Source organism: Psychroflexus aestuariivivens, from assembly GCF_004010055.1.
GTDB classification, from domain to species: Bacteria; Bacteroidota; Bacteroidia; order Flavobacteriales; family Flavobacteriaceae; genus Psychroflexus; species Psychroflexus aestuariivivens.
In genome coordinates this window covers 1-13,001 of sequence record NZ_RQVT01000018.1, presented here as the reverse complement: position 1 = coordinate 13,001, position 13,001 = coordinate 1, and the positions used below count along the sequence as shown (strand labels likewise).

General features: G+C 34.0%; 14 protein-coding genes. 9 read left to right on the top strand and 5 right to left on the bottom strand.

Annotated elements, in window-relative coordinates; genetic code table 11:
* Positions 1 to 7: 7 nt before the first annotated feature.
* From EIG86_RS03010 to EIG86_RS02995, 4 genes are all read left to right on the top strand, one after another.
* On the top strand, positions 8 to 355 hold the full coding sequence (locus tag EIG86_RS03010; RefSeq protein WP_127844668.1) for a hypothetical protein: 348 nt from the start codon (positions 8 to 10) through the stop codon (positions 353 to 355).
* Between the two features lie 75 nt (positions 356 to 430).
* On the top strand, positions 431 to 1,336 hold the full coding sequence (locus EIG86_RS03005; RefSeq protein ID WP_127844667.1) for a sterol desaturase family protein: 906 nt from the start codon (positions 431 to 433) through the stop codon (positions 1,334 to 1,336).
* Between the two features lie 18 nt (positions 1,337 to 1,354).
* Entirely contained in the window at positions 1,355 to 1,849 is a 495-nt protein-coding gene (locus EIG86_RS03000) for a YciI family protein (protein WP_127844666.1), read from the top strand.
* Positions 1,846 to 2,322 (top strand): DUF4199 domain-containing protein, encoded by a 477-nt coding sequence (locus tag EIG86_RS02995; RefSeq protein ID WP_127844665.1) that lies wholly within the window; start codon positions 1,846 to 1,848, stop codon positions 2,320 to 2,322. Before EIG86_RS03000 ends, EIG86_RS02995 begins: the two co-directional genes overlap by 4 nt.
* A gap of 3 nt (positions 2,323 to 2,325) precedes the next feature.
* Here the strand turns inward: EIG86_RS02995 and EIG86_RS02990 are convergent, their stop codons facing one another.
* The 3 genes from EIG86_RS02990 to EIG86_RS02980 are packed head-to-tail and all read right to left on the bottom strand — an operon-like array spanning position 2,326 to position 4,673.
* Positions 2,326 to 3,633, bottom strand: a complete 1,308-nt coding sequence (locus EIG86_RS02990; protein WP_127844664.1) for a hypothetical protein — start codon at positions 3,631 to 3,633, stop codon at positions 2,326 to 2,328.
* Entirely contained in the window at positions 3,605 to 4,147 is a 543-nt protein-coding gene (locus EIG86_RS02985; RefSeq protein ID WP_127844663.1) for a hypothetical protein, read from the bottom strand. The genes EIG86_RS02990 and EIG86_RS02985 overlap by 29 nt, the downstream gene beginning before the upstream one ends.
* Positions 4,131 to 4,673 carry an RNA polymerase sigma factor gene (locus EIG86_RS02980; protein ID WP_127844662.1) on the bottom strand — a complete coding sequence of 181 codons (543 nt, stop codon included), beginning with the start codon at positions 4,671 to 4,673 and terminating at the stop codon, positions 4,131 to 4,133. The genes EIG86_RS02985 and EIG86_RS02980 overlap by 17 nt, the downstream gene beginning before the upstream one ends.
* A gap of 128 nt (positions 4,674 to 4,801) precedes the next feature.
* Between EIG86_RS02980 and EIG86_RS02975 the strand changes: the two genes are divergently transcribed.
* The 3 genes from EIG86_RS02975 to EIG86_RS02965 all read left to right on the top strand — a co-directional run bounded on the left by EIG86_RS02975 (position 4,802) and on the right by EIG86_RS02965 (position 7,313).
* Positions 4,802 to 5,512, top strand: a complete 711-nt coding sequence (locus EIG86_RS02975) for a pirin family protein (protein ID WP_127844661.1) — start codon at positions 4,802 to 4,804, stop codon at positions 5,510 to 5,512.
* A gap of 3 nt (positions 5,513 to 5,515) precedes the next feature.
* A complete protein-coding gene (locus tag EIG86_RS02970) occupies positions 5,516 to 6,553 on the top strand; it encodes a CNNM domain-containing protein (RefSeq protein ID WP_127844660.1) in 1,038 nt (345 codons plus the stop codon).
* A 121-nt stretch (positions 6,554 to 6,674) separates the two neighbouring features.
* Positions 6,675 to 7,313 carry an SDR family oxidoreductase gene (locus EIG86_RS02965; protein WP_127844659.1) on the top strand — a complete coding sequence of 213 codons (639 nt, stop codon included), beginning with the start codon at positions 6,675 to 6,677 and terminating at the stop codon, positions 7,311 to 7,313.
* Between the two features lie 80 nt (positions 7,314 to 7,393).
* On the opposite strand, the gene EIG86_RS14330 is transcribed toward EIG86_RS02965, so the two are convergent.
* A complete protein-coding gene (locus EIG86_RS14330) occupies positions 7,394 to 9,562 on the bottom strand; it encodes a fasciclin domain-containing protein (protein ID WP_317129905.1) in 2,169 nt (722 codons plus the stop codon).
* 194 nt (positions 9,563 to 9,756) lie between these two features.
* Between EIG86_RS14330 and mnmA the strand changes: the two genes are divergently transcribed.
* Both mnmA and EIG86_RS02950 read left to right on the top strand, forming a co-directional pair.
* A complete protein-coding gene (gene mnmA / locus EIG86_RS02955; protein WP_127844658.1) occupies positions 9,757 to 10,947 on the top strand; it encodes a tRNA 2-thiouridine(34) synthase MnmA in 1,191 nt (396 codons plus the stop codon).
* 11 nt (positions 10,948 to 10,958) lie between these two features.
* Positions 10,959 to 11,903, top strand: a complete 945-nt coding sequence (locus tag EIG86_RS02950; protein WP_127844657.1) for an NAD(P)H-dependent flavin oxidoreductase — start codon at positions 10,959 to 10,961, stop codon at positions 11,901 to 11,903.
* A gap of 63 nt (positions 11,904 to 11,966) precedes the next feature.
* Here EIG86_RS02950 and EIG86_RS02945 read toward each other — a convergent pair whose 3' ends face one another.
* Positions 11,967 to 12,935: a T9SS type A sorting domain-containing protein gene (locus EIG86_RS02945; RefSeq protein WP_127844656.1), complete on the bottom strand. Its 969-nt coding sequence runs from the start codon at positions 12,933 to 12,935 to the stop codon at positions 11,967 to 11,969.
* Positions 12,936 to 13,001: the final 66 nt, after the last annotated feature.

The following is a 13,001-nucleotide window of genomic DNA, read 5'->3' as shown; positions in this document are numbered from 1 at the left end:
CAATTTTATGACCTCATCAAAAATTATTCAATTTGGCTTATTATCCTTTATTTTAGGAGTTTTGTTGTTGTTCATTTTTGAAAATTTCGGCACGTTCGTTTATAAGTTCGAGGGTAAAGTTGAAAACACCAAAACTGTAAAAATTTCATACAATTCTCCTTTTGGCACAGAGATAACTTATGTAGATGACGACATCAGCCAGCCACAGCGAAAAAATGCAATGCTAATTACCTATTCAGAAAAAATAAGCGTTTATACTCAAGCCATGCAAAAGGACTTTTGGTATGCTTTGGTTTTTGGAGCGGCGCTATTTATTTTGATGTATTTAGCTAAGCAAAGACGCCTAACCTCATAAAATAATTGCAAAGATTTAGTCAAAAAAAGGCAGTTTCATTTTTTGAAAACTTATGTTTGTAAAAAAATAGTTTTTATGAGTAATAAACCTATGAGTTTGGAGGATGTTGCCAATTTAGATTTCACAACAATAATCTGGATTGCAGCGCCGATTATGTTCACACTCGTTGCTTTAGAATCTTATTTCAGCTACAGACAGAATAAAAAATTATATGAAGGCAAAGATTTTCTAGCTTCAACTTTCATTGGCGTTGTGAATATTTTACTGAATGGCGTAATGAAAATCGGAGTTTTTGCCGTGTTTTTGTTTTTTTACAATTTAACTCCGTTTGAGATTCCACACACTTGGTGGTCATATTTACTATGTTTTATTGCGTTGGATTTTGTAAGATATTGGTCACATAGAATTGCTCATGAGCAGCGCTTTTGGTGGTCAACGCACGTGGTTCATCACAATTCAGAATACTATAATTTATCGACTTCCTTTAGATTGTCTTGGACACAAAATCTAAAAATTATTTTCTTTTTACCAGTAATTTTAATGGGTTTCCATCCATTTGTGTTTTTAGTAGTTCATCAGATTGAAGTTTTATATCAATTTTGGATTCATACAGAATATATTAAAAAATTACCAAAACCGATTGAATATATTTTTACTACGCCTTCACACCACAGGGTTCATCATTCTAGAAATGAAAAATATTTAGATAAGAATTACGGTTCCACATTAATTATCTGGGATAGAATTTTTGGTACGTTTCAAGCCGAAGAAGAGCGACCACAATACGGTATTACCAAACCTGTCAACTCTTTCAATCCATTTTATTTGGTATTTCACGAATGGGCTGCACTTTTCAAAGATATGTTAAGGGCAAGATCTCTAAAAGATGCATTCAGAATGGCTTTTGGTAGTCCTGTAGATTATCATAAAGCTGAAATGAAAAAAGCCAAAATGAAAGAACAACCAGTTCCTGAAGAGTAAAGCGTATTTTATATTCAAATGAAATCTAAAATTATATTTCCTTTTATTATTTTGATTTTCAATATTAGCTGTCAAAAAAATGACCAAGTTGAAAAAAATCAGTTAGAAAACAAACGACAACTTGTAATTGATAGCTTGACCAAAAGTGAACTTAATGCTGATGATTATGGCATGAAAACTTATGTAATTGCTTTTCTGAAAAGCGGCCAAAATGATTCTTTGGATTCTACTGAAATATCTAAATTACAACAAGCCCATCTTAAAAATATCAGACAACTTGCAGACGATGGAAAGATGGTTTTAGCAGGTCCTTTCTTAAACGATTCGAACTTTCGCGGGCTTTTTATATTTAACACAGCCTCAATCGATTCTGCAAAAACCTACACTGAATCTGACCCTGCAATTCAAGCAGGCTTATTTTCTGTAGAATATAAAAAATGGTATGGCAGTGGAGCTTTGCCACTGGTCAATAAATTAGGTCAACAATTAGAAACCAAATCTTTTTCAGAATGAAATCTTATAAAATCGAATTGAAATGGGCGCTAATTTATGTGGTTATGAGTCTAGTTTGGATGGCCATGGAATTAGTTTTTGGCTTACACGATGCGCATATCGATCAACATTATGTATACACAAACTTGATTGCGATACCTTCATTTATAATCTATTTTTTTGCTTTGAAAGATAAGCGAGAAAATTTTTTCAATGGCAAAATCAGCTATGCACAGTGTTTTAAATCTGGATTAATCATCAGCTTGATTGTGACAGCTTTAACACCTTTATCTTTATACATTTCAGTCAATTATATAACGCCAGAATATTTCAAAAATGCCATCAATTTTGCAGTTGAGAATGAAGAAATGTCTCGAAACGACGCAAATGATTATTTCAGTTATAATAATTACCTCTTGACGAGTTTATTGACTGCTCCAATTTTTGGAGTCATGACCACTTTAATCGTTGGTTTATTTGTCAAAAAGAAATAAGGACTAATTAAGCGTAATAACGCTAAAATCTGCATTAATATTTAAAGCTTTTTTAGAATTTGATAGTTCCGAATTTTGATAAATCGTTGTATCGTATCCTTTCCTTATTTTGAAATCTAATTCACTTTTCAAATTTAATTTTGAGGATTTTGAATTCATATAGAAATTATAATTTACTTCTGGTAGTTTCAATTTGGCATTTGAATTTTTAAGGTTAATATCAATTAGATTGAAATCAGGATTAACTTTATCAATCGTTAAATTACCAAAAGAACCATCAATAATAGCTTGGTCTTCGATTTCAAGAATATTTAAATTTGAAGTTTTTGAATTCAAAACTAGACGCTTCACTTTTCCTAATTTTGCATTTTTAGAGTACGCTAAGCTTAAATTTAAAGATTCAGCATTTTCAATATCGATCTTTGAGTATCGCGCATTAATCATATTATGATTTCCCGATAAACTTGAGATTTGCAAACCTGAATAATTCAGGTTTGCATCTATTTCATAAACCGAGGAAATATCCATTTCGCTGTGTTTGATGTCAACTTCTAGCTTAGCAGATTTGGGGATTTTTATTTCAATAATGCGTTCCACATTATTGAAGTTTGGATGTTGCAGCACTTCAGTTTTTATCCTTTCCTCCAGTTTTTCAATTAAAGGCGCCATTTCTTCTTTCATTTGCTTAGCATAACCACGGATAGTTTCTCGGTGTTCTCGCAATTCAAGTCTATATTTCTGCAGAGAATCTCGGTGCATACCAAGCGAATCTCTATATGCTTCGCTCCAAATTTGAATTTTATTTCTAAAATCACTAGAATCCAATTGCTTTTTGAATTTTTCTATGTAAGCCTTTCCGTCTTCTTTAAAAGCTTCATAATCGAAATCGAAATCTATTTCCGGCGGATTTAGCGGTTGATTTGCTTTGGTCGGCCTCGGCGGTCTTGGTGGTCGTGGTGGTAAATGCGGACGTTGCACATTTGAAAATACCATGACGTTATCACCACTGCGGTGATCTTTGATTTCAACACGTTCGCTGTTGCCTAAAGCAGAAATTTTCCAGGCTCCGAAAAGTGCGTCAAGATCTTGTTCAGAATCGTTTTTGGTTTTCAAAATAGTTTTAACCTCTACTCTATTTTTATTCCATGTTTCAATTTTGATTTTAGAATTGGAAACTGCTAGTTTTACAATAGCATCATCATTCACATCAAAACTTTCCTTGTAAGTCTTTGTACTTTGCGCCAAAATAACTTGAGATAAAAAAGCGACTAAAACGAACAGACTAAATCTGGTAATATGAGTTGTTTTCATTGTTTAATGTTTTTAAATCGTTCAATTGTGATTTTAAGTTTTGAAGCAATTCTAACCTAAGTTGTAAATTTTTCAACATGGCGTCAATCAGGTTTTCGTTCACACCATTTTCATTCAATTCGTCTTGTAAATCCTGATATTCAGAATCTATAATTTTCAATTCTTCTAAATAATCGTCCACAACTTCATCAAAATTATGGTCAGTTTCCAAAGTTGCCAATTCATAATTAATGGAAGTAAGATAAAAGTTCTCCAGCTGTTGTAATTCGGGAGAAATATCTCCAAGTTTCATCGGTGTCTCTTCAGTAATGACTTCACTTGAAGTCGTATAATAATGTAAAATAATACTACTTAAAAGTAAAATAACGACTACTGATGCGACTTTATAATATGTCGAAAAATCTTTTTTATTCTTGAAATTTCGATTCAATTTGGATTCAAATTTATTTAAATGCCTATCAGACAGCTCGATTTTTGAATCTTCATAATTGAAATCTTTACGCAAATCTTTCATAATTCCTGTGTTTAAGTTCTGCTTTCAAAAGTATTTTTCCGCGATGTAGTTGGGTTCTGGATGCATTGATAGAAATTCCTAAAATCTCGGAAATCTCTTCGTGGTCATAACCTTCCATTAAAAATAATTTGAGCACGAGTTTATATTTTTCTGGCAGTTGTTCTAAGGCATGTTTTACATCCTCAACAGCACAATGATCTTCAACTTCCCAATTGTGTTCATCTGTGGTGCTTATTTCTGAATTTTCATCCAGTTCCAAAAACCTGATGTTTTTGCGCAAATCATCAATTGCTTGGTGAATGACGATTCGTTTTAGCCATGCCCCAAATGTTGAACTTCCATCGTATTTATGAAGATTTTTAAAAGCCTTGATAAATGCTTCTTGCATTGCATCTTCAGCCAAATCTTGTTGTTGCAAATACCGATAAGCAAGTTTGAGCATTGCATCGCAATATTTATTATACAATTGCAATTGAGCCTTTCGGTTCCCTTTTAAACATTGCTGAATGATTTTTGTTTTAAACACGCCGGCTGTGTTGTTAAATTAAAATTGCTTCACCTTAAATACGGATGTAAATTTATAGCGTTACAAATTTTAAGTCAAATTTTTAAAAATATAGAAATATCTCGGTTAAATTCGTAAAAAATGAATCGATGAAAACTTTAGTTCATAAGTCAGATACTCGTGGTCATGCCAATCACGGCTGGCTAAATTCGCATCATAGCTTTAGCTTTGCCAACTATTTCAATCCAAAGCGTATGAATTTTGGCATGTTACGTGTGCTAAACGATGATGTTGTTGCTCCTAAAATGGGTTTTGGAACACATCCACACGAAAATATGGAAATTGTTTCCATCCCTTTGAAAGGTGATTTGAAACATCGCGATAATACCGGCACAGAAGCAGTTATCAAATCTGGAGACATTCAGGTGATGAGCGCTGGCTCTGGTATTGCTCATAGTGAAATGAACAATAATGCTGATCAAGAGGTTCATTTCCTACAAATCTGGATCATCCCAAACCAGAAAAATGTGACACCGAGATATGACCAAATTAGTATAGATTCTGAGAAAACTGAAAATTGTTTTTATCAAATTTTGTCACCAAATTCAGATGATGAAGGCGTTTGGGTTCATCAAGACGCCTGGATGCATTTAGGTGAATTTACTCAAGACAAAACTGAGACTTATCAATTTAAACATAAAAATAATGGTTTGTATATTTTTGTATTAGAAGGCAATATTGAAGTTGACAAAAATGAATTACAAAAGCGAGATGCAATAGGTGTTTGGGACACGGATTTTATTGATATAAAAGTTCAACGTGGCTCCAAAGTTTTACTCATAGAAGTACCAATGTCTTAATATATGACTTTATTAATTTTATATTTAACTTTAGCTTTAGGCGTATCTTTTTTATGCTCAATTATGGAAGCGGTATTGCTTTCTACCCCTATCTCTTTTTTACAAGTAAAAATGGAAAAGGGCAATGCTTCTGCCAAACAATTCAGTTTGCTTAAAGCAGATATTGACCGACCATTATCTGCTATATTATCTTTGAACACTATTGCTCATACAGTTGGTGCAGCTGGCGTAGGTGCTCAAGCTGCAATCGTTTTTGGCGAAGCCTATTTTGGATTAATTTCTGCTGTACTCACTCTACTAATACTTATCGTTAGCGAAATCATACCAAAAACAATTGGTGCAAAATATTGGCGAAACATTGCCTTATTTACAGGAAAAATTATCAATTTCACGGTAATTATAATGTATCCTTTGGTTTGGCTTTCCTCTTTAATCACAAACTTAATCGCTTCAGAAAACAAAGAAAAAACAACAAGTCGAGAAGAAATTTCAGCATTGGCAAATATTGCTGAAAAAGAAGGAGTTTTCTCTGAAGAAGAAAAATTGATTATTCAAAACTCCATCAAATTAAGACAACTCAAAGCAAAACATGTTATGACACCAAGAATTGTAGTGACAGTTGCTGATGAAAACTTGCTTATCGATGACTTTTTTGAACACAAAGAAGATTATAAACATTCTAGAATTCCCATTTTTGAAGGTCATGATGAAAATATTACTGGTTATGTATTAAGACAGCATATTTTAGAAAATCTTGTTGAAGAAGGACAAAATACTTTAAAATTGAAAAATTTAAAACGTGATATTTTGGTGTTTCAAGAAAACACGCCCGTATTTAGCATTTGGAAAAAAATGTTGGAAGCCGAAGAACATATTTCATTAATTGTTGATGAATACGGCGGTCTATCGGGAATTATCACCATGGAAGATATTTTAGAAAATTTACTTGGTTTTGAAATTATTGATGAAAAAGATACCGTTGATAATATGCAAGAATATGCCAAAACGCTTTGGAATACTAAAAGCAAAAAATTCAAGTAGCAGCTCAAAAACATTACTTACTTGTCAATTTTTAACTTAAATTACAAAAGTTTTAAATTCGATTTATATTAAAGCTGTTCCAAATCAATTATATTCATTTCGAATTCATAAATAAATTAAAATGGAAAATATACTAGTCATTGGCGCAAATGGAAAAACTGGAAGAATTGTATCCAAGATTCTTAGAGACAGTAATAAATACACCACTTATGCAATGATCAGAAATGAGGTGCAACAAAATTATTTCGAAAATCAAGGAATTAAAACACGAATTGGCGATTTAGAGAAAGATTTTTCCGATGCCTTCAAAGGTATGGATAAAGTAATTTTTGCCGCAGGTTCTGGTGGTTCTACAGGAGATGAAAAAACCATTGCCGTAGATCAAAAAGGCGCTATTCGTGCTATTGAATTAGCTAAAGCTCACAAATTACAGAAATTTGTGATGTTAAGCTCAATGGGAACTGACGATCCATCTCAAATGAAGGGTTTAGAATTATATTTAAGAGCTAAAAAAGCTGCAGACGATTTTCTAAGAGAAAGTCAAATGCCTTATACTATTGTTCAGCCGGGCGCATTAACAGACGATAAAGGTGCTGACAAAGTAGAAATTGCTCAAAAACTCAATAAAAGCGGAAAAATTTCTAGAGAAGATGTAGCTTACGCTTTGGTCTTGAGTTTGAATTTAGAAACTGCTAAAAACAAATCTTTTGAACTGCTTACAGGCAATCAAGATTTAGAAAAAGCATTGAAAACTTTCTAAAGTAAAAAGTTTACCTAAAAATAAAAAGCGAGATGAATTTATTTTCATCTCGCTTTTTTCAATTATAAAATAACTGAACACTATTGAACACTAATCGTACCAGTCATTCCACTATGAATAGTACAACTGTAATTGTTTAATTCTGCTGCAAGTTGCGGCGTTAAAGTAAAACTGATTTGATTACCATCCGATTGAAAGTTCACATCGGGATCGTTTTCAAAGGTTCCTTCCGAACTTTGACTTATTAACTCATCGTCATTTGAATTTCTTAAAGAAAACGGATGAGAATTTGAATTAGTAACTGTCAACACATAACGAGACCCTTCTGTTAAAGTCCAGCTGCTGTTATTTTCATTCAAAGGAGTTACATTTTCATTCCCAGAAATTGAACTTACAAAATAAGCTGAAGCTCCAGAATTGTCAATCGTCATTTCTACAACATTTACATCCAGACCTAAATCTGGAAGAATAACTGTATCAACAGCATGAATAACGCCATTACCAGTTTGAATATCTGTCATCTCTAAGATTATTTGAATAGTTCTGCCATTTGCGTCGGTAATTGTCGCTGAAGCAGCATCGATAAAAATATCTCCCTCCAAAGTACCTACATTTCCAGTTGGTAAATTACCTGAAGTAACATTCATATCTGCGATAACATGAGAATTTAGAGTTGATGTCAATAGTTCTGCACCAATATCATCTAAAGAATTCACACCGTCTAATTCATCTATCAACTCCGTAAAAGCAGCATTTGTTGGTGCAAATACGGTAAAAGGTGCAGGCGGATTAAAATCACTCAATGTGGTAGTATATTCTGGTTGATCACCGCGAGTTAAAGCTTCTAATAAAGTTGAAAAATTAGGATCCGCTATAGCAAAAGTTGTGATATCTGGAATGGTTAATACGCCATCAACAACATGAACAACTCCATTTGAAGCTTCATTATCTGGAACAGATACTGATGACATCCCATTTAAATTTACACCATTACTTGTATTTACATATAAGCTTAATGTATTATTATTTCCTGAAAAATTCTCAGTTGCCAATGTCGAATAATAATCCGTCATTAATTCTGTAGATAAAACGGTTTCATTTACAACATGATTCAATAAAATATTGGTCAATTCATCTTCTGAAAGTGTTGAAGCATCAATTCCTGCAAAAGCATCATCTGTTGGTGCAAAAACAGTGTAGGTTCCGTCATTCAAGGCTACATCTAAACCAGTTTCTACCAATAATTGTTCTAATATTGTATGGTCTGGACTGTCTGCTATAACTTCGAATGTTGTTGGTGTCGCTTCTATTTCAGGTAAAATTACCATATTGATAGCATGAATTACACCGTTAGAGGTATTCACATCAGTAACTTCAATATTAATTGTTCTGCCGTTAGCATCTGTAATGATTGCATTTTCAGCGTCAATTGTTATGGTTCCAGCCAGTGTAGTCACTTCACCAGAAGTTAAATCTGAAGACGATACAAAATCTTCAGCAATAACGTGGTAATTTAAAATTTCTGTCAGCAAATCTGTAGGAACATCTGCTAAAGATTCAAATTCTGTAGTTTCCAGAAGTTGAGCAAATGCATTATTTGTAGGTGCAAATACTGTAAAAGGCGCTGGAGAACTCATCGCACTTAATGTACCAACAAAATCTGGTTGATCGTCACGAGTTAGCGCTACTTCCAAGTTTTCAAAATTTGGATCGGCAACTGCAAAAGTTGTAATATCAGGAATTGGTATTACCGCATCTACAATATGTACAACGCCATTAGATGCTGAAATATCTGCAGTTGTAACGCTAGAGACGCCATTCAGCACTACTCCAGAATCTACATTCACATATAAACTCAAATTGTTGTCATTGCCAGAAATAGATTCTGTGGCTAGCGTTTCTAAATAATCGTTAGATAAATCAGCAGATTCTGCTGCGCCTTCTACAACATGATTCAATAAAATATTATTTAATTGTTCTGCAGACAAAGCAGAAATATCAACATTTCCAAAAGCTTCATCTGTTGGTGCAAATACGGTGTAAGTCCCATCATTCAGGGCTTGGTTTAAACCATTTTCAATTAAAGCCTGTTCCAAAACAGTATGGTCTGGACTGTCGGCAATAATTTCAAAAGTTGTGGGTTCATTGTCGATGACTTGTGCTGCATCATCATCGTCGCTACATGATGTTAAACCGAAAAATACTAAGGTAAACATCAATAGTTTTGTGAAAGTTGTTGTTTTTTTCATAGTTATTTAATTTTTTAATAAAGATAAACACAAAGGTTTCTCTATTTTGTTTAATTAAAGTTAATAATAATTAAACATTTCATAAGTCTGAATTTTTTTCGAATTCATAAATGATTACTAAGAATCTTGTTCTAAATTCTTAAAATAAAGCCTTTAAACTTATCTTTTGTATTTTTGCAACATAAAATTAAAAAATGAAAAGAGTTGTAGTTGGACTGAGTGGTGGCGTAGATTCTAGTGTTGCCGCTTATTTATGTCAACAGCAAGGTTATGAGGTAATCGGCCTGTTTATGAAAAACTGGCACGACGATTCTGTGACCATCAGCGACGAATGTCCATGGTTGGAAGACAGCAATGATGCTATGTTGGTTGCTGAAAAACTTGGTATTCCTTTCCAAACTGTAGATTTGAGTAAAGAATACAAAGAAAAAATCGTCGACTACATGTTTGCTGAATATGAAAAAGGACGCACACCCAATCCAGACGTATTATGCAATCGGGAAATCAAATTCGATGTATTTTTAAAAATCGCAGAATCTTTAGGCGCAGATTATGTGGCAACAGGACACTATTGCCGCAAAGCGGAATTCACCAAAGAGAGGGAAACCATCTACAAATTGATGAGCGGTTTAGACAATAATAAAGACCAGTCGTATTTTTTGTGTCAGGTTTCTCAAGCGCAACTTGCCAAGACACTTTTTCCTGTGGGCGAACTTCAAAAATCTGAAGTCAGACAAATCGCTGCAGAGCAAGGCTTAATTACTGCTGACAAAAAAGATTCTCAAGGTTTATGTTTTATTGGCAAAGTGAAACTGCCAGAATTCCTTCAGCAAAAGCTTCAACCTAAAACCGGAGATATTGTTGAAATAGATGCAAAACACGAAATATTCAACGACAACGATGTTGAAATCGAAAGTGATTTATTAGCACAGCTGCAAACCCAGTCTAAGAAATACAAATACAAACCAGAATTCGGCAAACGCTTAGGCCGACATGAAGGCGCGCACTTTTTCACAAAAGGACAGCGTAAAGGTTTAGCCGTTGGCGGGACTAAAGAACCACTTTTTGTCATCGACACCGATGTGGAACAAAATGTGATTTATACCGGTCAAGGCAAAAATCATCCGGGTTTACATAAAAAAGGACTTTGGGTAAACCAAGATGAAATTCATTGGGTGCGACCAGATTTAGCTTTAGAAGAGGGCGAACAGATGCGTGTAAAAGCTAGAATTCGATATAGACAACCTTTGGAAAATGCGACTTTATATCAAATGAAAAACGAATTGTATGTTATTTTCGACCAAGCACAAACCGCCATTTCGGAAGGTCAGTTTGTCGCTTGGTATTTGGACGACGAACTGATTGGTTCTGGCGTCATAGCATAAAAAAACAAAGTATGACAACTAATAGAATTACAGAATTATTCAAGATAGAATATCCACTCATCCAAGCCGGAATGATTTGGGCAAGCGGTTGGAAATTGGCCAGTGCAGTAAGCAATGCCGGTGGACTTGGCATCATTGGTGCAGGCTCTATGTATCCTGAGGTTTTGCGTGAACATATTCAAAAATGTAAAAAAGCCACCGACAAACCTTTCGGAGTGAATGTGCCGATGCTTTATCCAGATATTGAAAAAATCATGGATATTATTATGGAAGAACACGTTGAAATTGTTTTTACTTCTGCTGGAAATCCAAAAACCTGGACCAAAACTTTACAAGCCAAAGGCATCAAAGTTGTGCATGTGGTGAGCAGCGTAAAATTTGCCTTGAAATCTGAAGAAGCTGGCGTTGATGCTGTTGTTGCTGAAGGATTTGAAGCTGGCGGTCACAATGGTCGTGAAGAAACAACCACATTTACGCTCATCCCAATGGTAAGACAAAAACTGACTGTTCCATTGATTGCCGCTGGCGGAATTGCAACTGGCTCAGCAATGTTGGCAGCAATGATTTTGGGCGCAGATGCCGTGCAAGTTGGGACTAGGTTTGTTGCCAGCGAAGAAGCCTCGTCGCATATCAATTTTAAAAATGAAGTTGTGAAAGCTCAGGAAGGCGACACCAAACTGACTTTAAAAGAATTAGCGCCAGTGCGTTTGTTGAAAAACAAATTCTATCAGGATATTGAAAACCTATACCGAAAAACACCAAGCAAAGAAGAGTTGCAGCAACTTTTAGGTCGCGCTAGAGCTAAAAAAGGCATGTTTGAAGGTGATTTGGAAGAAGGTGAATTGGAAATCGGACAAATTTCTGGATTGGTAAACGACATTTTACCTGCTGCAAAAATCGTTGATAATATTATTTCTGAATTTAAGACAGCCAAAGCTAAAGTTTCTGAATTATAAAAAAGTTCGATATAAAGTTTTGACAACTTTATATCGAACTCTGAATTTAAATTTGAGTTCTATTTATTTTTTCAAGACTTTAAATGTCTGTATATTTTCTTCACTCTTCACTTTTACAAAATACACGCCTTTATTCAAATTATCTAAATTGATGCTGTTTTTGATGTTTGTAAACCTTTTTACCAACTGACCTTTTATATTGAAAATTTGAACTTCATCTAAATTGATTTGTTTCGGATTCTCAAAATTCAACTTATTTTGCACTGGATTGGGATAAACGGAGATTGTGTTTAAATCTTCAAAATTTTCGGTACTTAGATTACAGTTTGCAGAAAAATTGTAAGTAACGATCCCAATATTATCAATAAGAATTGTCCAAGTATCATATGGCGGATTATTATTGCTTGCCGCCTCAGGGTCGTTAACCTGAATACAAACTTCGTTAGTCCAATAATCTGGCCACTCAGGATCATCACTATTTGTAATCGGTCCAGCAGGTCTCGGATAGCCTTCATGAAGCAAATCTATGATTATATTTTCATAGTCATAATTTGAATTATCTAACTTTATATATTTGATGTCGAGATTATTAAAATTTAAATATTCTAAATTATTCAGATTGCTTAAATCTAATTTTTCTATGTAAATACTTGAATCGTAATCTGTTCCGAAATTGTTGAGGTGAATCTCTTTCAGATTTAAATTTGAATTGAAAATGTCTTCATTTTCTCCAGAGAACCAATAAATGGGTTGTCCCTGCAAATCAATAATTTCAAGGGCAGTAAAGTCGGAAATTCCTGTGATATCTAAATCATTATATCCTAAGTCTTCATATTCTTCGTTTGAAAGATCTAATTCTGTGACATTCTCAATATCAGCTGTGAGAACTTGCCCGTTGACGGTGCCGTCACTGTCAATCCCTAGGTCGATGAGGGCTTGCTCAAAATTCTCGTCGGGGATGTTTGTGGTTTGTGAATAGCCAAAATGGAAAGACATTAGGCTTAAACATAAAGTAAGTAAAGTTGTTTTCATTGATTTTGGTTTTATTGTTTAATTATCTTAAAAGTTTCAGTGGCTAATTCACTCTTCACTTTCACA

Bases quoted from the DNA above. Each gene is read 5' to 3' on its own strand.
- EIG86_RS03010 (WP_127844668.1), top strand. From the start codon at position 8: ATGACCTCATCAAAAATTATTCAATTTGGCTTATTATCCTTTATTTTA.
- EIG86_RS03005 (WP_127844667.1), top strand. From the start codon at position 431: ATGAGTAATAAACCTATGAGTTTGGAGGATGTTGCCAATTTAGATTTC.
- EIG86_RS03000 (WP_127844666.1), top strand. From the start codon at position 1,355: ATGAAATCTAAAATTATATTTCCTTTTATTATTTTGATTTTCAATATT.
- EIG86_RS02995 (WP_127844665.1), top strand. From the start codon at position 1,846: ATGAAATCTTATAAAATCGAATTGAAATGGGCGCTAATTTATGTGGTT.
- EIG86_RS02990 (WP_127844664.1), bottom strand. From the start codon at position 3,633: ATGAAAACAACTCATATTACCAGATTTAGTCTGTTCGTTTTAGTCGCT.
- EIG86_RS02985 (WP_127844663.1), bottom strand. From the start codon at position 4,147: ATGAAAGATTTGCGTAAAGATTTCAATTATGAAGATTCAAAAATCGAG.
- EIG86_RS02975 (WP_127844661.1), top strand. From the start codon at position 4,802: ATGAAAACTTTAGTTCATAAGTCAGATACTCGTGGTCATGCCAATCAC.
- EIG86_RS02970 (WP_127844660.1), top strand. From the start codon at position 5,516: ATGACTTTATTAATTTTATATTTAACTTTAGCTTTAGGCGTATCTTTT.
- EIG86_RS02965 (WP_127844659.1), top strand. From the start codon at position 6,675: ATGGAAAATATACTAGTCATTGGCGCAAATGGAAAAACTGGAAGAATT.
- EIG86_RS14330 (WP_317129905.1), bottom strand. From the start codon at position 9,562: ATGAAAAAAACAACAACTTTCACAAAACTATTGATGTTTACCTTAGTA.
- mnmA (WP_127844658.1), top strand. From the start codon at position 9,757: ATGAAAAGAGTTGTAGTTGGACTGAGTGGTGGCGTAGATTCTAGTGTT.
- EIG86_RS02950 (WP_127844657.1), top strand. From the start codon at position 10,959: ATGACAACTAATAGAATTACAGAATTATTCAAGATAGAATATCCACTC.
- EIG86_RS02945 (WP_127844656.1), bottom strand. From the start codon at position 12,935: ATGAAAACAACTTTACTTACTTTATGTTTAAGCCTAATGTCTTTCCAT.